Genomic DNA, 18855 nt, shown 5'->3' on the forward strand with positions numbered 1-18855 from the left:
GGCGCAAGGGTTCCATCGCTCTATGGCCGCACGCGCATTCATCGCGCACGCAGGCCCACGCAGGGCACCGCGGCATGCACAGAGTTGCCTGTATTCCAGCGCAAAACCGCGTCATCCCGACCTGGGACCTGCAGCACCACGCTGCAGGCCACGCATCCATGGTGCATGGGCGCACGCACGCATGGCGCTGCAAACGAAGCGTTACCGGCGCCCGGCCGCGCTCATCCTGCGAAATCCAGCCGCGCATTCACCCACGCCGCCACGATGGCGGCCGCTGCCTGCTCGGCCTGTTTTGCCGGCAGCTGCTTTTCGCGGACCAGCCATGCGGCGGTGTCTGCGCGCACCTTCGGTAACAGCGCGCGCATCGCCTTGCGATCTGCGGCCGGCCAATCACTGTCATTGCCGCTCCACGCCGCAATCGCCTGGTCCGGATCATTGCCGTAGCGCTTGCGCAGTGCCGGCTGCAGGTACAGCAATGGCGAAACCGATGCCCGCAGCGCGACGATTTCCCACTCGGCGTAGCTCGCATAGCGAATGGTGCCGGCGTCCTTGCTCATGGCCTCGATCATCCCCGCAAAGCCGGCATCGAGCTGTTTCCAGCTGGCAAGCGCGAACAGCCCGCCCGGCGGCGCGCAGATCGGCGCGAACCCGTCGCGCGTGGAGCCGTACAACGGCCCGAATGCGTCGTATGCCGGCTCGCCCACTGCCGCGAAGATGAAGCAGTGCACGTAAGGTCGTTGATCGCCATTGTCGCGCTCGATCCACATCCGCAGCAGGGTCAAGACACGTTCCTGCCGTGAGCTGGGCGGTGCACCGGCCACGTCATCAAGCAGCGACGCCGCAAACCCATCCACCTTGCGCAGCGCCGTGCGTGCATGCGCAAACCGCGCATCTGCCAGCGCGGCATCCACACCGGCGGCCGGCACGAACTGATGCAGGTACGCCAGCCACGCCGACGCCAGCGGCGCGTCGTAGCCCTGCAACTGGCGCGCCGCGTCGGCAGGGGCGGCGGGAATGCTGGCGATGATGCGGTCCAGCCCCTGTTGCTGGGCTGTGAGCGCCTTGCTCAGCACATCGGCCCTGGCCGTGAGGCTGCGCTGCAGGCAGTCATCCGGCTTGGCGTCCTGCGCGCAGGAATTACGCTGCCGCAGCCAGCCGCGCTGTTGCTCGCGTACACCGGCCACTGCAGTACGCGGCGTAGTCTGCACCAGCGCCTGGTAGCTCTCATCCAGCTGCTCGTCCAGCAGGCCAAGCGCAGGCACCGCGCACAGGCGCTTTTCCACCAGTGTGCTTGCCTGCTTGCAGTCGAACGACGCTGCCCACGCGCCGTTGGCACTCAGCACCAGGGCACCACCAAGCAGCCACCGCAGCGCGCATGCCCGGCGCGTCATTGCACGGCCTGCTTGCGCACCGGCAGCAGCGACAGCAGCAGCAAGGTCACCGCCAGCGCAACGTAGGCACCGACGAACTGCCAGCTGATCACCCGCGCCAGGCCGTGCAGCGACCACGGCAGATAGATGCCGCCACGCGGGTCCACCGAATGGATCAACCCGAACAGGGTCAACCCCGCGGCGACCAGCAGGAACACCGCACCGCGCCGCAGCCGGCCATCGATCATCGCCGCCACCGTGGCGATCCACAGCATCGCGGTGATGATGAAGCCATTGCCCAGTGCGAAGATCACTGCCAGCTCCGGCAAGCCATGGCCATCCAGCGTGGTTGTCAACGCCACCAGCTGCTCCGGCGCGATCCAGCCCGGTGCCTTGATGGTCAGTAGGTACGCCACCGACGGCAGGAACCCGAGCACCATCGCGCCAGCGTGATGTCTGGGCGTGGCCTGGAACGCCTGGGTGGTGATGTCGATCGAGACATACACGATGATCGGCGCCAGCACCGCCAGCGGCAGCCACTGCACCAGCCCGCTGATCACTCCGAGCATGCCGCCAATGCCGACGAACAGCCCCGTCAGCAGCGTGTAGCCCGAGCGCGCGCCCATGTGCTTGTAGGCGGGCTGGCCGATGTAGGGCGTGGTCTGCGCCACGCCGCCGCACACGCCGGCCACCAAGGTGGCGAAGGCTTCCACCAGCAGGATGTCGCGGGTGCGGTAATCGTCGCCAGCGGCCCGTGCACTTTCGCTGACATTGATACCGCCCACCACCATCAACAGCCCGAACGGCAGCAGCAACGGCAGATACGCCACCGTCGCCGGCAGCCCGTCGATGAAGCCCAGATTCGGCAGCGGCAGCACGATCTGCGGCGGCGTCCATGCCGGCACCGTGAAGCCCGGTGCGCCCAATCCGGCCAGGCCAAGCCCGTAATACAGTGCGGTGCCGATCACGAATGCCACCAGCACGCCGGGCAGCTTGGTTGGCAGGCGGCCCTTGGCCAGCAGCACGTACAGCAGCAGGCCCAGGGTGACGAAACCGGCCACCGGCGAGCGCAGCGTTTCCAGCAGCGGCAACAGGCCCATCAGCACCAGCGCGATGCCGGCGATCGAGCCGAGCAGCGCCGCACGCGGCAACGCCCGCGTCACCGCCTCGCCCACGAACGACAGCACCAGCTTGAGCAGGCCCATCACCACCAGCGCGGCCATGCCGAGCTTCCAGGTGGCGATTGCCGCCGCCTGCGGGTCCAGTCCCTGCGCCTTGAAACCGGCGAACGCCGGGCCCAGCACCAGCAGCGCCATGCCGATGCTGGTGGGCGCATCCAGCCCCAGCGGCATGGCGGTGACGTCATCGCGCCCGGTGCGTGCGGCCAGCCGCCGCGCCATCAGGGTATAGAGCAGATTGCCCACCAGCACGCCGAACGCGGTGCCCGGGAACATGCGCCCGAACACCACTTCCGCGGGGAACTGGAAGATGCCCACCAGCGCCATCGCGATGAAGCCGAGGATGGAAAGATTGTCGACCACCAGGCCGAAGAAGCCATTGAGGTCGCCGGCGACGAACCAGCGCGGCGAGGCCGCAGGACGCGAAGAGGGAGCGGACATGGAGGTCTGCGAGACGTGGGGACAGGCGATGGTAGCCGCTGCCTGGTACGCGCGACAGCGGCCCGATGGAACGAGGTGTTGGCGCACCCGGTATGGACGCGCACGGCCATCAGCAGGATCCTGCACGGGCTCTTGCACACACTGCCAGCGCGTTGCGACGGCTTGCAGGATCCGCCTGCGATCAGCCAGCACCCCGCGGCGCAGGCCGTGCCAACGATGCGACAGAGCCGGCACATTGAACAGTCGCTAGCTACATGCAGGCTCGCTTGCAGCGCATCGCATGGCCGCCGGTGCCGCCCCACCGCCGTGGCCGCGCCGGCCCCGACAATCAGCTGGGATGCCTGCGCGCTACTGCTGGCGCAAGGCGTCCACGCTCACCCAGCCCAGCATGTCGCCTGCCGTGGCGCTGCGGTAACGCAGCTTGATGCGCGTGGCATCGGCGCTGACATCCAGCGCGTCGGCGCGATCGCCGCGCACCAGATAACGCCGCGTCGTGGACGCGGTTGCCGTGGCGTAGAAGGGCAGGCGCGCTACCTGCACCCGCAGTTGCACCGGCATCGGCGACTCCAGTGTTTCGCCGATGGCAGTGGCGATCACGACGCCCTGCGGGTCGAAGGTGGACCACACCGACAGCGGATACGCGTCGTCGCCGTCGCGCCCAAGCAATGCCTGGATGTCAGGCGCGTTGATCGGCTGCTGGGAGCGATAGACATAGAGCCGGCCAGCGCTATAGCGATATTGGTCGCTGTACCACATCGGCCCGCTACGGCAGGCGCTGGTCAGGCTGCGCTCCTTGGCATCGGGGGTCAGATTCCACAGCCCATCGCATTGCACCGCCGGGCGCGTTGGCGCGGCCAGCGGCTGAAAGCGCCGTTATACCGGGTCGAAGAGGAACACCAGCGTCGCTTCATTGACCTGGCCCAGCATCGCGGTCACCGCAAGATCGCGGTGCCCGTCGAAGTCGTAGTCGTCGCTGCGCAGAGCGCTCCCGCCTTCGCCGTCATCCACATCCGCGTCCAGCCACTGCGTACTGCCACCCGGCGACAGCACCACCTGCAAGCGCGTGCCGACCAACGTGGCGGTGGCCTGGGTGTGCGCATCGATGCGCACCTGCATGCGGGTGTCGTCGGCCGCAGCCGCCGCGCCGGTGGACGCTCCCAGCGCCACGAACAGGAACGCGGGCACGCAGTGATGGGCGTGCGGCCATCGCCATCGCGGCCTGTTGGTCACCATGCGCGATGTCCTCAGAACGACACCTCCACCGCCTGCCGAGACCACAACACCGACTGGTGTCCGGTGGCCTGCTTCCAGGCCAGGCGGATCGCTTCGATGTCGTTACGTCGCTGCGGGGTGTCTTCGTGCAGGATCACCAGCACCTTGGTGCCCAACCGGTTCGGCTCCTTGGCGCCGCGGAACAACCACTGGCCGTAGGCATCGAACACGGTCAGCCCGTCCGGAAAGCGCGGGGTCACTTCCTTGTCCAGGAAGGCGCGCCACTGGGCTTCGTCGATGGTGCGGGTCTGCGGGCGATCGGCCGGGCCGGTTTCTTCGCCCACGCCGAAATACAGCTCGCTGCGCACCCAACCCCGCGCCGCCGCCGGCCGCGCCGCATCGCCCTGCAGGCTGGCGGTGGCCGCTGCGGGCGCACCGCCGGGCGTAGTGGCGCAGGCGGACAACGCCAGCGTGGCGGCAAGCAGGCAGGACGGCAGCAACTTCATCGACTTCTCCGGATCGGGGGACAGGCTCATGCAGGCCGGGCATCAGCTGATGCCGGCGTGCGCGCACTGTGCCACCTCGCGCCGGCCTGAACAACGCGATAATATCTCTCCATCCGGATGAATGTGGACAATCCGAACCCTTTGCGCCCCAGCCCGGCCGGATGCCAACCGCGTGGCGCGTTGCAGTTGCAGGAGAGAGAGCATGACCCGCCCCACCCTTTCGGTGATCGGCCTGGCAGTGGCCGCGGCACTGAGCGCCAATGCGCAGGCCCAGCAGGCCGACCCCGGCGCCACCACCCTGGACACCGTGATCGTCACCGGTACCCGGGCCAGCGACCGCACCGTGCTGGAATCGACCGTGCCGGTGGACGTGCTCACCGCCGAAGACATCCGCAAGGCCGGCGTGGTCAATGGCGAACTGGGCAGCGCACTGCAGGCGCTGCTGCCCTCGTTCAATTTCCCGCGCCAGTCCAACTCCGGCGGCGCCGACCACATCCGCGCCGCCCAGCTGCGCGGGCTCTCGCCCGACCAGGTGCTGGTGCTGGTCAACGGCAAGCGCCGCCACACCTCGGCGCTGGTCAATACCGACAGCAAGATCGGCAAGGGCACCACGCCGGTGGATTTCAATTCCATCCCGATCAACGCGATCAAGCGCATCGAGGTGCTGCGCGACGGCGCCGGCGCGCAATACGGCTCCGATGCCATTGCCGGGGTGATCAACGTGATCCTGGACGACAACCCCGAACGCGGCGAGCTGGAAGCCAGCTTCGGCGCCTACAACACCGATGTGGAACCGATCAATCGCCGCGTCACCGACGGCCAGACCAGCTACGCCAGCGCCAAGGTCGGCTCGCTGCTCGGCGATGACGGCGGCTTCTTCAAGGTGGGCCTGGAGCTGAAGAACCGCGAGGCGACCAACCGCGCCGGCTTCGACCAGATCCCGCCGTTCGAGGAGCAGACCCCGGCCAACCTGGCGCTGGCCGGGCAGCGCAATTACGTGCTCGGCGACGGCGCCACCAAGGGCTTGAATGCCTGGCTCAACACCAAGGTCCCCTTCAGCGACAGCGGCGAGTTCTACGCCTTCGGCACCTACAACCAGCGCGACACCGAAGGCGCCAACTACTTCCGTTACCCGGACAGCAGCGCCAACTGGCGCGAGATCTACCCCAACGGCTACCGGCCGATTTCCGAAGGCGAAAACCGCGACCTGCAGATCGTCGCCGGTGCGCGTGGGCAGTGGGGCAACTGGGACTATGACGCCAGCGTCAACCACGGCCGCAACGATTTCACCTACCGCCTGCGCAATTCGCTCAATGCCTCGCTCGGCCCCACCAGCACCACACGCTTCAAGACCGGCGACTTTGCGTTTTCGCAGACGGTGGGCAACCTGGACCTGACCCGCGTGTTCGATGCGGCCGGCGGCACCCATACCTTCGGCACCGGCGCCGAGTTCCGCCGCGAGCAGTACCGCACCCATGCCGGCGACCCGGCCAGCTACGCCGCCGGCCCGTTCACCGACCGGCCCACCGGCTCGCAGGCCGGCGGCGGGCTCACCCCGCAGGACGAAGCCGACCTGTCGCGCAACGTGGCCAGCGCCTACGCCAACGTGTCCAGCCAGTTCGGCGACAAGTTCTCCACCGACCTGGCCGGCCGCTACGAGCATTACCAGGATTTCGGCAGCCAGTGGACCGGCAAGCTGGCTGCGCGCTATGCGTTCGCCCCGGCGTTTTCCCTGCGCGGCGCCATCTCCAACAACGTGCGTGCGCCCTCGCTCAGCCAGATCGGCTACGAAGCCACCTCCACCGGCTACGACGCCGCCGGCCGGCTCACCCAGGGCCGCCTGCTGTCGGTCAACAACCCCATCGCCCGCGCGCTCGGCGCCACCGACCTGAAGCCGGAAAAGTCGGTCAATTACAGCCTGGGCTTCACCAGCAAGCTGGGCGATCACTTCGACCTGTCGCTGGATTTCTTCCAGATCGATATCGACGACCGCATCGCGCTGTCCGAAGACATCACCGGCGATGCGCTGACCAGCTTCGTGCAGCAGAACTTCGGCGTCACCGGCGTGCAGAGCGCCAGCTACTTCCTCAATGCCGCCGACACCCGCACCCGCGGCGCCGAGCTGGTCGCCAACTGGCGCCAGTACGCCTTCGGCGGCGACCTGCTGCTCACCGGCACCTACAGCTACGCCAAGACCGAACTGGAAAACATCATCGCCACCCCGGCGCAGGTGCTGGCGTTGAACCCGGACTACGTGCTGTTCGGCGTGGAAGAAAGCAATACGCTCACCGATGCCGCACCGCGCACCCGTGCCGCGCTCGCTGCCAACTGGAGCAACGAACGCTGGAACCTGCAGACGCGCGTCAACCGCTACGGCAGCGCCACCCGCGTGTTCGACTTCGGTGGCGGCTTCGTGCCGCGTCAGACCTACGGCGCGGAGTGGCAGCTGGACCTGGAAGCCGAATATCACCTGGGCACGCACTGGACGCTGGCCATCGGCGGGCAGAACATCCTGGACAACTACTCGGACCGCTCCATCGACGACATCGCCTACTTCGGCAACCTGCCCTACGACGTGCTCTCGCCGATCGGCAGCAATGGCGCGTACTGGTATGGGCGGGTGCGGTACTCGTTCTGAGCAAGAGCGTTAAGCCCCTCTCCCCTCGGGAGAGGGGTTGGGGTGAGGGTACGGGGGCGAAGCCCTTACGGCGTTCAAACTGCGCGAGGCTTCGCACGTACCCTCATCCGCCCCTTCGGGGCACCTTCTCCCGATGGGAGAAGGATGGCAGCCGCCGTTGCATAACCTGAATATCACACTGCCTTGCGCACACTAGCGCGATGGCTGACGTGCACTCCCCCCTTCCCTCGCCGCCATTGCTGGACGATGCCTGCGCATTGTTTCTGGACGTGGACGGTACCCTCATCGACTTTGCCGACAGCCCCGAGGCTGTGCGGCTGCTGCCCGAGGTCCGCGTGGCCATCGGGCGCCTGAGCGATCGCCTCAACGGCGCGGTGGCGCTGGTCAGCGGCAGACCGCTGTCGCAGCTCGACGCCTTGTTCGCGCCGCTGGTGCTCCCGGCTGCCGGCCTGCACGGACATGAACTGCGCAGCGACGTCGATGCGCGCGCCGCCATGCCGCAGGACACCTCCGCCTTTCTGCATGGCCTGCATCAGCGGGCCGCTGCACTCACGCACACGCACACGGGCGTCCTGGTCGAAGACAAGGGCGTCAGCGTGGCCTTGCATTGGCGCGCGCAACCGCTTGCCGGCCCCGACGTGCTGGCATTTGCGCAGCAGGAAATCGCCCAGCTGCCCGGCTATCGCCTGCAGCCCGGAGACCATGTCGTCGAGTTCGTGCCCGAAGGCAGCAACAAGGGCCTGGCCGTTGAACAGCTGATGCAGCAAGGCGCCTTCGCCGGCCGCACCCCGGTGTTCGTCGGCGACGACCTCACCGACGAATTCGGCTTCGAGGCGGCCAATCGCCTGGGCGGGTGGAGCGTGCTGGTCGGCGATCGTGCGCAGACCAGCGCGCGCTTCCGCGTTGCAGGTACCGCCGCCGTGCACGCCTGGCTGCAACACAACGCGCGCACCGCATAACCGCAGGCGCGCCTCCTTTCGTCACTACAGGAACGTTTGCACTTCATGACCGAGCCAAACCTGGATCTGGGCGTCATCGGCAATTGCAGCTTTGGCGCATTGGTCGATCGGCAGGCACGCGTGGTGTGGAGCTGTCTGCCCGCCTTCGATGGCGATCCCGCCTTTTGCACGCTGCTCTCGCCCAAGACCGAAGGCGGCGACTTTGCCGTGGAGCTGGAAGACTTCGCCAGCAGCGAGCAGCACTACCTGCCCAATACCGCCGTCTTGCGCACCGTCTTGCGCGATCGCCACGGCGGCGAGGTGGAAGTCATCGACTTCGCTCCGCGCTGGCGTAATAACGGCCGTTTCTATCGGCCGGTCAGCATCATCCGGCAGATCCGCCCGCTGGCCGGCAACCCGCGCATCGTGGTGCGCGCGCGCCCGCTGGCCGACTGGGGCGGCCGCACGCCGGACACCACCTGGGGCAGCAACCATATCCGCTGGGTGCTGCCGGAGTTCACCCTGCGCCTGACCACCGACGTGCCGGTACGCTTCGTCCGCGACGGGCTGCCGTTCGTGCTCAGCCATCCGGTGAGCCTGGTGCTGGGCGTGGACGAGTCGCTGACCCGCTCGCTCACCGGCTATGTGCAGGAAGCGCAGGAACGCACCGAAGAATACTGGCGTGAATGGGTACGCTATCTGTCCATCCCGCTGGACTGGCAGGAAGCGGTGATCCGCAGCGCCATCACGCTCAAGCTGTGCCAGTACGAAGACAGCGGCGCCATCATCGCCGCAATGACCACCTCGATTCCGGAAGCGCCCAATACCCCGCGTAATTGGGACTACCGCTACTGCTGGCTGCGCGATGCCGCCTTCGTGGTGCGTGCACTCAACCGGCTCGGCGCCACCCGCACGATGGAGCAGTTCATCGGCTACATCTTCAACATCGCCACCAGCGACGGCACCATGCAGCCGCTGTACGGCATCGGCTTCGAGTCGCAGCTGGAAGAGCATGAAGTCGACACCATGGACGGTTACCGCGGCATGGGTCCGGTGCGACGCGGCAACCTGGCCTGGATCCAGCAGCAGCACGATGTCTACGGCAGCGTGGTGCTGGCCTCCACCCAGCTGTTCTTCGACCTGCGCCTGAAGGACCAGGGCGATGCCGACACCTTCCGCCGGCTGGAGCCGCTGGGCGAGCGTGCCTACGCGCTGCACAACGTGCCCGATGCCGGCTTGTGGGAATTCCGCGGCCGCGCCGAAGTGCACACCTATACCGCCGCGATGTGCTGGGCTGCGTGTGACCGCCTGTCCAAGATCGCCGACCGATTGGTGCTGCCGGAGCGCGTGGCGTACTGGCGCGAACGCGCCGACAGCATCCGCGAACGCGTGTTGACCGAGGCGTGGAGTGACGAACACGGCCATTTCACCGATACCCTCGGCGGCCATCGGCTGGATGCCTCGTTGTTGCTGCTGGCCGATATCGGCATCGTGGCCAACGACGACACCCGCTTCGTGCGCACGGTTGAAGTCGTTGGCCGCGTGCTCAAGCATGGCGATGCGCTGTACCGCTATATCGCACCGGATGACTTCGGTGAGCCGGAAACCAGCTTCACCATCTGCACGTTCTGGTACATCGATGCGCTGGCCGCGATCGGGCGCAAGGACGAGGCGCGTGAATTGTTCGAGCGCATCCTCTCGCGCCGCAATCACCTCGGCTTGCTGTCGGAAGATCTATCGTTCGAAGACGGCGAAGCCTGGGGCAACTTCCCTCAGACCTATTCGCATGTCGGTTTGATCATCGCAGCGATGCGCTTGTCGCGGAGCTGGCAGGAGGCGTCATGAGTCGTTTGGTAGTGGTATCCAATCGTGTTGCAGTGCCTGGCGAAAATCGCGCAGGCGGTCTGGCGGTCGGGTTGTTGGCAGCGCTCAAGGAGCGCGGCGGCGTGTGGTTCGGCTGGAGCGGCAAGACCGTGCGCGGCGACAGCGGCGGCATGCACGAGCAGACCGAAGGTGACATCAAGTTCGTCACCATGGACCTCAACAAGCGCGACATCGATTCGTACTACAACGGCTTCGCCAATCGCACGTTGTGGCCGCTGCTGCACTTCCGCCTGGACCTGGTCGATTACGACCGCGCCACGCGCGAAGGCTATATGCGCGTCAACCGCCTGTTCGCGGAAAAACTGGCGCCGTTGCTGAAAGACAGCGACACCTTGTGGATCCACGATTACCACATGATTCCGCTGGGCGCGATGCTGCGCGAGCTGGGGGTGGGCTGCAAGATGGGCTTCTTCCTGCACGTGCCGATGCCCTCGGCAGATCTGGTGCAGGCCATGCCCGATCACGCGCGCCTGTTCAGCACCTTCTATGCCTACGATCTGGTCGGCTTCCAGACCCAGCGCGATGCAGAACGCTTCAAGGCCTATGTGCGCCTGTTCGGTGGCGGGCGCATCCTGGAAGGCGATCTGGTGGAAGGTCCGGGCGGGCGCCGCTTCACCGCATCGTCGTTCCCGATCGGCATCGACACCGATCTGATCGCCACCCAGGCCAAGGCAGCAGTCGGCAAGCAGGCGGTACGCGACCTGCGCGAGAGCCTGCGCGGTCGGCAGCTGGCCATCGGCGTGGATCGGCTGGATTACTCCAAGGGCCTGCCGGAACGCTTCCAGGGATTCGAGCGCTATCTGGAGCGCTATCCGGACCAATCCGGCAGCCTCACCTATCTGCAGATCGCACCGGTGTCGCGCGGCGATGTGGCCGAATATCGTCAGTTGCGCGGGCAGCTGGAACAGATTGCCGGACATATCAACGGTGGGCATGCGGGCCCGGACTGGACGCCGTTGCGCTACGTCAACCAGAACTTCAGCCATGCCACCCTGACCGGCTTTTATCGCGCCGCGTCGGTGGGTCTGGTCACACCGCTGCGCGATGGCATGAATTTGGTCGCCAAGGAATTCGTCGCGGCGCAGGATCCGGAAAACCCCGGCGTGCTGGTGCTGTCGCTATTGGCAGGTGCAGCCGACGAGATGAAGGAAGCGCTGCTGGTCAATCCGCACGATCTGGACGGTGTGGCCGATGCAATCGCGACGGCGGCCAGCATGCCGCTGGCAACGCGTATCGAGCGGTGGCGCGCGATGATGGATCATCTGCGCAAGAACAACATCAACGATTGGCGCCAGCGTTATCTGCAGGCCCTGGCCGACGTCTGATCTCTCTTCCTGCAGCTGAAGGCACTGCAGGGCCGATAAGGGGCGAAAGTGCTGTTGCGGTGTTGCAGCGGAGCCCGCGCCATTTGCCATCCGCTGCACGACACGCACGCGATACCGCTCCCTTCTCCTCCGGGAGAAGGTGCCCGATGCGATAGCGCTCCCTTCCCCTCCTGGAGAAGGTGCCCGATGCGATAGCGCTCCCTTCTCCCACCGGGAGAAGGTGCCCGATGCGATAGCGCTCCCTTCCCCTCCGGGAGAAGGAGCCCGATGCGATACCGCTCCCTTCTCCCACCGGGAGAAGGTGCCCGAAGGGCGGATGAGGGGACGGCTGACGAAGGCCTCCGACGGTTGTCTCCAAAACGCGACAACGCGGGGCCTCAAGCATGACCACCGCCGGATCAAACGATTCGACGCCTTCCCGACGCTGGTGCTATAGCCAGCGATGCTTGCAGCCACCATCCCCCCGGAGTAGGCGCTGGTCATCGACCCGATGGGTGACCACACCGCGTTGGGGTCCTCGACTTCCATGCAAATCCGGTGCACCCGGCGTGCAGGTTGGAACGGTGGTTCCCATTCCGTCACGGACAGGCAGCGCGTGGAGGTCTAAAATATTCACATGAGTAGCGCTGAGGACCCTGGGAGGGGCTGCGCGTTCATATCCAGGTCGCCGGCAGCCCTGTGCCAACGGGCGACCTCTCTCCCTCCACGACTTGTCGCCCGGTGCGGCCCCAAGTCCTTCCTGACATCTCAAAATGACTGATCAATCCTCAAAACGTGGGCTAGGCACCTGGTTGCTGGTGGCCTATGCGGTGGTGATCGCCGTGCTCGGTGCGGTGCTCGCCTACGAAGGCGGCCGCCTGGTGGCCGTCGGTGGTTCCTGGTACTACCTGCTGGCGGGCATCGCCCTGCTGGCAGCCGGTGTGCTGCTGGCACTGGGCAAGCGCGCCGGCCTGTGGCTGTTTGGCGCCACGCTGGCTGCAACGATCGCCTGGGCGCTGTGGGAAGTGGGCCTGGACGGCTGGGGCCTGGTCCCGCGTCTGGCCTGGATTTCGGTACTGGGCCTGGTGCTGCTGCCGTTCTGGGGCGTGGCGCGTCGCCGCATGCAGCCGTTGTCCGGTGTCGGCTACGCCGTCGTCACCGGCGTGCTGCCGGTGCTGGGCGCCGGCCTGATCCTGTGGCCGCTGTTCCTGCCGCGCAATGTCGAGCTGGCCGATGCCTCCAAGCAGGCCGCCAACCCGACCGCCTTCAGCCGCGGCAGCGTACCCAGCCCGGACGGCAATGTGGCGGCCAATCACGACGCCAGCAACTGGACCGCCTATGCCGGCTCCAACCTGTCCAACCACTACACGCCAGGCGCCCAGATCACCCCGGACAACGTCAAGAACCTCAAGATTGCCTGGGAGTTCCACACCGGCGACCTGAAGCCGAAGGACTCCAAGCTGGGCTACGCCTTCCAGAACACCCCGCTCAAGGTCGGCGACCTGCTCTACATCTGCACGCCCACCCAGAAGGTGATCGCGGTGGAAGCCGCCAACGGCAAGGAGCGCTGGCGCTTCGATCCGCAGACCAATCCCAAGGCGATGGCTGGCGTGGCCGCCACCACCTGCCGTGGTGTGTCGTACTACCAGGCGCCGGAAGGCACCGCCGAGTGCCCGACGCGGATCTTCTGGCCGATGGTCGATGGCCGCCTGGGTGCGCTGGACGCGCAGACCGGCAAACTGTGCGCCAGCTTCGGCAACAACGGCTATGTGGATCTGAATGCCGGCACCGGCAACACCAAGCCGGGCTTCGTCGGCCCGACCTCGCCGCCGGTGGTGATGCGCGGCGTGGTGATCCAGCCGACCGGCCAGGTGCGTGACGGCCAGGAAGGCGATGCACCGTCGGGCGTGGTGCGTGGCTTCGATGCGCTCACCGGCCAGCTGCGCTGGGCCTGGGACCTGGGCAACCCGGCAATCACCGCCGAGCCGCCGGCCGGCCAGACCTACACCCGCTCGACCCCGAACGTGTGGTCGCTGATGGCCGCCGACGATGAGCTGGGCCTGGTCTACCTGCCCACCGGCAATGCCTCCGGCGACTTCTTCGGCAAGGGCCGCACCCCGCAGGACGAGGAATACACCGCCTCGCTGGTGGCCGTGGACGCGGCCACCGGCAAGGAGCGCTGGCACTTCCGCACCGTCAACCACGACCTGTGGGATTACGACATCGGCCCGCAGCCGAACCTGGTCGACTGGCCGGTGGCTGGCGGCGGCACGCGTGCTGCGGTGATCCAGGCCACCAAGTCCGGCCAGGTCTTCGTGCTGGACCGCGCCACCGGCGAGCCCATCATGCCGGTCAAGCAGATCCCGGTGCCGCAGGGCACCGATCATGGCGACTGGACCGCTGCCACCCAGCCGATCTCGCCGGGCATGCCCAACACCGTGGGCGCGCCGAGCCGTGAGTTCGAAACCATCATCGAATCCGATGCCTGGGGCATGACGCCGTTCGACCAGCTGGCCTGCCGTATCCAGTTCAAGCAACTGCGCTACGAAGGCATGTTCACCCCGCCGACCCTGCAGGGTTCGCTGGCCTTCACCGGCAACCACGGCGGCATCAACTGGGGCGGCGTCTCGGTCGATCTGCAGCGCGGCATCATGGTGATGAACAGCAATCGCCTGCCCTACACCCTGCAGGTCTACACCCGCGAAAAGATGGACGAGCTGGGCGTGGTGTCGGTGTTCGACGGCAAGAGCAAGACGCCGGGCTACATGGCGCAGAAGGGTCTGGCCTACGGCGCCCGCAAGGAGCCCTGGATGTCGCCACTCAACACGCCGTGCGTGGCACCGCCGTGGGGCTATATCGCCGGCGTGGACCTGCGTACCCAGCAGGTCTTGTGGCGCCGTCCGCTGGGCACCGGTTACGACCAGGGCCCGATGGGCATCCCGTCCAAGACCAAGTTCGAGATCGGCACGCCCAACAACAGCGGCTCGCTGACCACCGCTGGCGGCGTGACCTTCATCGGCGCGACGCTGGACGATTTCCTGCGCGGCTTCGACACCCGCACCGGCAAGCAGGTCTGGGAGACCCGCGTGCCGGCCGGCCCGCAGGCGGCCCCGCTGAGCTACACCATCGATGGCAAGCAGTACATCGTGGCCGCCGTGGGTGGGCACGACCGCATGGAAACCAAGTCCGGCGACAGCGTGATCGCCTGGGCCCTGCCGGACGATGCGCCGGCCGCGCCGGCGAAATAAGCGCCTGCCGGACGATGCAGTGACACATAAGCCGGCCGTCGTGAGACGGCCGGTTTTTTTGTGGGTCTGCCGCACCGAGCGGATGCATTGCTTCATGGGCTCGGGTGCGAGAGCAGCGTGGCCATGCCATCTGCCCGACGTCATTCTGGTGGGCCTTTGCACGTTGCCGCGCAGCAGTTGCAGGCCCCGGCGACGCAAGGTCGGCTGCATGTCGCCGCGCCTGTAGGCATTGGATGGCACCGCCGTCGCACCTCCGCCAGCAGCAACCGCCCTGCCCGTCGCCCCGGTCGATGCAGTGCCAGGCGCGATGGCCGCGGACGCCACGCAGCCTGTTGCCAGCCGCAGGCCAGGCGCTTGGCGCGCTCCGGCTCATCCCTGCACCTCGCCCCCGATTCAGCGGACCGATACGTTGCCGTATCCGCATCGGGCGTCGGGTACGCACCGCTGCCGCGTCACAAGCCGGTCGGCACTACCGGGCCACGCACTGCAAGCGCTGCAGGAATGTGGCTCGACCGATCCAAAGCGCGCGGCACACCATCAACGATGCTCTGCCGGACGATGTCGAACGGCACGGAGCGACATCGTGATTTCACCCGATATTTACATTTTGATGTTAGCGCAAACACATCCCCCGTCCGCTGCTGCGGCCTCGACAATGACTGAAACCGCTTCCAAATCAAGGATTTCCAGCACTTTACGGTCTGCTCGGCCTTATTCCGACAAACGGTACCTTCACGCCATCATGATTCGGGCTCAGCCGCCGATACCCCCCTTGCAGCCACGCACTGCCGGACACCGATCCATTCCCTCAGATCACCTAGTTGGACTCAGCCTATGTCGCCTTCACATGATGCCGCCCACGTTGCCCGCCCATCGGCCGGCCCCGACGTCGCGCGCACCCGCTGGGCTGCCGGGCTGCCCGCCGCTGCGCAGATCGGCTTGCTGGCCTTGCTGACGCTCTACGCCGCCACACTGGTGCCCGGCGGTCTGGCAAGCGCCCTGACGAAGCTGCTCCCCGCGCTGTTGGTGCTGGGCGCGGCCAGCGCAGGCCTGTGGTGGTGGGCGCGACGTCGCAGCAACGTGCAGCTGCAACAGGCCGTGCGCGCGGTCATCGCAATCGGCGAAGGCCGCTTCCACCGCCTGAACCTGCGCAGCGCCTCCGGCGAACTGGCGCCGCTGCTGCACGCCTTGCAGGACACCCAGGACAAGCTCGCCATCCGCCTCGATGTGATGGAACAAGGCCTGCGCCACGGCCAGTTCGTGATCAAGGCCCTCGACGATCTGGACACCATGATCCGCATCGCCGACGACGACGGCCAGGTGCTGTTCGCCAACCGCAAACTGCTCGCGATGCTCAAGCTGATCGAGCCGGACGTGCAGAGCTTCCGCCCCAGCTTCCACGCCGAAGGTTTCGTTGGCGGCAGCATTGGCGACATCTATCCGGACAGCCAGGCCGCGATCGACCGCATGCGTGCGTTGACTGCCTCCAAGGCCGTGCGTGCGCCGTTCTTCGGCCGCCAGATCGACTTCGTGTACAGCCCGATCATCGCGGCCGACGGCACCAAGCTCGGCACCATTGCGCAGTGGATGGACGTCACCGCACAGGTCAACGCCGAGCAGGCGCTGATCCAGATCATCGATGCCGCCGCAGCCGGCGATTTCAGCCGGCGCATGCAGATCAATGGCATGGATGGGGTGTTGCTGTCTTTGGCGCAGGGCATCAACCGCATCTACGACTCGGTGGAAACCCACCTGGCCGCGTTGGCGCGCGTGATCGGTGCACTGGCCGAAGGCGACCTCACCCAGCGCGTGGAGGGCGACGCGCACGGCATCTTTGCGCGCCTGCGCGACGACACCAATCAGACCGTAAGCCGCCTGACCGAGATCATCGGCGGCATCCAGACCGCGTCCGACACCATCCGCCAGGCCGCGGTGGAAATCGCCGCCGGCAATACCGACCTGTCCGAGCGCACCGAACAACAGGCCGCCAACCTGGAAGAAACCGCCAGCTCCATGGAGGAGCTCACCTCCACCGTGAAGCAGAATGCCGAAAGCGCGCTGCAGGCCAATCGCCTGGTCGTGGGCACCGGTGACGTCGCCCAGAGCGGCGGCCAGGTGATGGACGACGTGGTCGCCACCATGAGCCAGATCAGCACCGCCTCTCGCAAGATCGGCGAGATCATCGGCGTCATCGACGGCATCGCGTTCCAGACCAATATTCTGGCGCTCAACGCCGCGGTGGAAGCTGCGCGCGCCGGCGAACAGGGCCGCGGCTTTGCGGTGGTGGCCTCGGAAGTGCGTGCCCTGGCGCGGCGCTCGGCCGATGCCGCCAAGGAGATCAAGACGCTGATCGCCGATTCCACCGACAAGGTGGAACTGGGCTCGGGCCTGGTGCACCGCGCCGGCGCGACCATGCGCGAGATCGTCGGTTCGGTCAAACACGTCACCGACATCATGAGCGAGATCACCTCGGCCAGCGCCGAGCAGTCCAGCGGCATCGAGCAGGTCAACCGCACCGTGGCGCAGCTGGACGAAGTGACCCAACGCAATGCCGCGCTGGTGGAAGAAGCCACCGCTGCCGCGCGCAGCCTGGAAGAGCAGGCAGTGGAACTGGCCGATGCGGTGTCGATCTTCCGCCTGCAGGCCGCGCACAGCGGCAACCCGAAAGCAGTGCACGCAAGCTTCAAACACGCAGCCGCGTAAGCCGCCGTCACCCCACGCGCAGAATCACCGTATGAGCGCACCCGGGCGCGACCAAGCTTTCCCGGTAATGCCGCATCGCGCCCAGGTGCGCTCCTACGCCAAACAGGCGTGCCTGTCCGCCACCACAGATCCAACGCACGCGGCCGAACAGCACTCCGTATCAACAAGCCATCATAGAAATCAGCGCGCAGTCGTAGGAGCGCACCCGGGCGCGACGGAGCTTTATCGGTAATGCCCGATCGCGCCCAGGTGCGCTCCTACACCAAACAGGCGTGCCTGTCCGCCACCACAGATCCAACGCACGCGGCGAACAGCACTTCGTATCGACAAGCCATCATAGAAATCAGCGCGCAGTCGTAGGAGCGCACCCGGGCGCGACGGAGCTTTATCGGTAATGCCTGATCGCGCCCAGGTGCGCTCCTGCGCCTAGCTGGGGCGCTAGTCCAGAAACCGCTCGCGCTGCTGCGGGGTCGGCAGCATGCAGTGCTCGGTGCGACCGAACCAGCGGTAGCGGTTGCGTGCGATCAGGCGGTAGCCGATGTCGCGCACACCGCGCGGCAGCACGCGCACCACCGTGGCCAGCCGCCAGGCGCCGCCCAACCCGGACAGCACCCGCACGATCGCATCGCTGTCGGTCCACGCACCGTCGGCATCGACCAGCAGGAACGACAGCGGGTCGTCCGGATCCAGCCCGTGCTGCTGCAACAACGCGCGCCCGGCCTGGCCCTGCATCGCCGCAAAGCGATAGCGCCCGCGTCGATCGTGGCGCAACAGAAATTTGACCCAGCCGTTGCAGAGCAGGCACACGCCATCGAACACGATGGTTGCGGGCGCAGCGCGTGGCTCCCCGCCGGGCGGCGCCCCACGAGGCGGCTCCGGGCACGCCGGCTCCAGGTGAGCGCGTTCAACGCCCGGCGGATCAACGCGGTTCAAGCCAGCCCTCGTAGCGAATGAACGGCCCTACCAGCGGCAGGTGCACGTCGACGAAAAATCCGTAGCGGCCGGTGTCGGCATGCTCGCGGCAGCGCACCTGCTCGAACCAGCGTGCAGGCAGCGGAATCCAGCCAAACGCCCACACGCCGGTCGCCTGCCAGTACAACGCGTCGGCATCGGCGTGCAGCGCGAACTCGAACCGGACCGCGCCAAGGTGCTCGCGCAGAGCGCGGCCATGCCGCCATAACCTCGAATGCATCGGCAGGCCGTCAAACCGGCGATGCCAGCGCTCGCCCTGTGCATCGACCAGAAACTCCACGTCCACAGCGACCGTGCCGCTGCGTGGCAAGCGGCTCAGCAGCGCCAGCAACGGCACCAGGGCATGGCGCCCGCGCTGGATCTGCGCCCTGCCGGCGAAGGTCTGGCGCTGCTGCACCGAATGCAGCGCCCGCACCGGCGCGGGCAATTGCGCGAATGCGGTCTGGCCCAGCACCTGCGCG

General features: G+C 66.9%; 11 protein-coding genes and 1 pseudogene. 6 read left to right on the top strand and 6 right to left on the bottom strand.

The genetic code is table 11. The features are described 5' to 3' along the window. Positions 1-221 precede the first annotated feature (221 nt). The 4 genes and pseudogenes from XnspCFBP7698_RS06355 to XnspCFBP7698_RS06370 all read right to left on the bottom strand — a co-directional run bounded on the left by XnspCFBP7698_RS06355 (position 222) and on the right by XnspCFBP7698_RS06370 (position 4707). Entirely contained in the window at positions 222-1391 is a 1170-nt protein-coding gene (locus XnspCFBP7698_RS06355) for a lysozyme inhibitor LprI family protein (RefSeq protein WP_104579914.1), read from the bottom strand. Beyond that, positions 1388-2989 carry a hypothetical protein gene (locus XnspCFBP7698_RS06360; RefSeq protein WP_047695079.1) on the bottom strand — a complete coding sequence of 534 codons (1602 nt, stop codon included), beginning with the start codon at positions 2987-2989 and terminating at the stop codon, positions 1388-1390. Before XnspCFBP7698_RS06360 ends, XnspCFBP7698_RS06355 begins: the two co-directional genes overlap by 4 nt. 348 nt (positions 2990-3337) lie before the next feature. Further along, positions 3338-4222, bottom strand: a pseudogene (locus tag XnspCFBP7698_RS06365) (hypothetical protein). An 11-nt stretch (positions 4223-4233) separates the two neighbouring features. Continuing rightward, on the bottom strand, positions 4234-4707 hold the full coding sequence (locus tag XnspCFBP7698_RS06370; RefSeq protein WP_047695101.1) for a DUF3574 domain-containing protein: 474 nt from the start codon (positions 4705-4707) through the stop codon (positions 4234-4236). Between the two features lie 202 nt (positions 4708-4909). On the opposite strand from XnspCFBP7698_RS06370, the gene XnspCFBP7698_RS06375 reads away from it, so the two are divergent. The 6 genes from XnspCFBP7698_RS06375 to XnspCFBP7698_RS06400 all read left to right on the top strand — a co-directional run bounded on the left by XnspCFBP7698_RS06375 (position 4910) and on the right by XnspCFBP7698_RS06400 (position 17422). Continuing rightward, the gene (locus XnspCFBP7698_RS06375; protein ID WP_047695078.1) at positions 4910-7345 is read left to right on the top strand and encodes a TonB-dependent receptor; all 2436 of its coding nucleotides are present in this window, start codon (positions 4910-4912) and stop codon (positions 7343-7345) included. A gap of 200 nt (positions 7346-7545) precedes the next feature. Then, on the top strand, positions 7546-8304 hold the full coding sequence (gene otsB / locus XnspCFBP7698_RS06380) for a trehalose-phosphatase (RefSeq protein WP_104579915.1): 759 nt from the start codon (positions 7546-7548) through the stop codon (positions 8302-8304). Positions 8305-8349: 45 nt separating this feature from the next. Further along, positions 8350-10128, top strand: coding sequence for a glycoside hydrolase family 15 protein (locus XnspCFBP7698_RS06385; protein WP_104579916.1), 1779 nt, complete (start codon positions 8350-8352; stop codon positions 10126-10128). Then, complete coding sequence (gene otsA, locus XnspCFBP7698_RS06390; protein ID WP_039405569.1) at positions 10125-11492, top strand: alpha,alpha-trehalose-phosphate synthase (UDP-forming); 1368 nt, start codon at positions 10125-10127, stop codon at positions 11490-11492. Before XnspCFBP7698_RS06385 ends, otsA begins: the two co-directional genes overlap by 4 nt. A gap of 791 nt (positions 11493-12283) precedes the next feature. Beyond that, positions 12284-14719, top strand: a complete 2436-nt coding sequence (locus XnspCFBP7698_RS06395; protein ID WP_179455795.1) for a membrane-bound PQQ-dependent dehydrogenase, glucose/quinate/shikimate family — start codon at positions 12284-12286, stop codon at positions 14717-14719. An 834-nt stretch (positions 14720-15553) separates the two neighbouring features. After that, the gene (locus XnspCFBP7698_RS06400) at positions 15554-17422 is read left to right on the top strand and encodes a methyl-accepting chemotaxis protein (RefSeq protein ID WP_104579917.1); all 1869 of its coding nucleotides are present in this window, start codon (positions 15554-15556) and stop codon (positions 17420-17422) included. A 438-nt stretch (positions 17423-17860) separates the two neighbouring features. Here the strand turns inward: XnspCFBP7698_RS06400 and XnspCFBP7698_RS06405 are convergent, their stop codons facing one another. Both XnspCFBP7698_RS06405 and XnspCFBP7698_RS06410 read right to left on the bottom strand, forming a co-directional pair. Continuing rightward, positions 17861-18244 carry a thiol-disulfide oxidoreductase DCC family protein gene (locus XnspCFBP7698_RS06405; protein ID WP_052077045.1) on the bottom strand — a complete coding sequence of 128 codons (384 nt, stop codon included), beginning with the start codon at positions 18242-18244 and terminating at the stop codon, positions 17861-17863. 97 nt (positions 18245-18341) lie between these two features. Continuing rightward, the gene (locus XnspCFBP7698_RS06410; RefSeq protein ID WP_104579918.1) at positions 18342-18848 is read right to left on the bottom strand and encodes a DUF4166 domain-containing protein; all 507 of its coding nucleotides are present in this window, start codon (positions 18846-18848) and stop codon (positions 18342-18344) included. Between the last annotated feature and the right edge of the window lie 7 nt (positions 18849-18855).

It is taken from the genome of Xanthomonas sp. CFBP 7698 (genome assembly GCF_003600855.1).
GTDB lineage: Bacteria > Pseudomonadota > Gammaproteobacteria > Xanthomonadales > Xanthomonadaceae > Xanthomonas > Xanthomonas cannabis.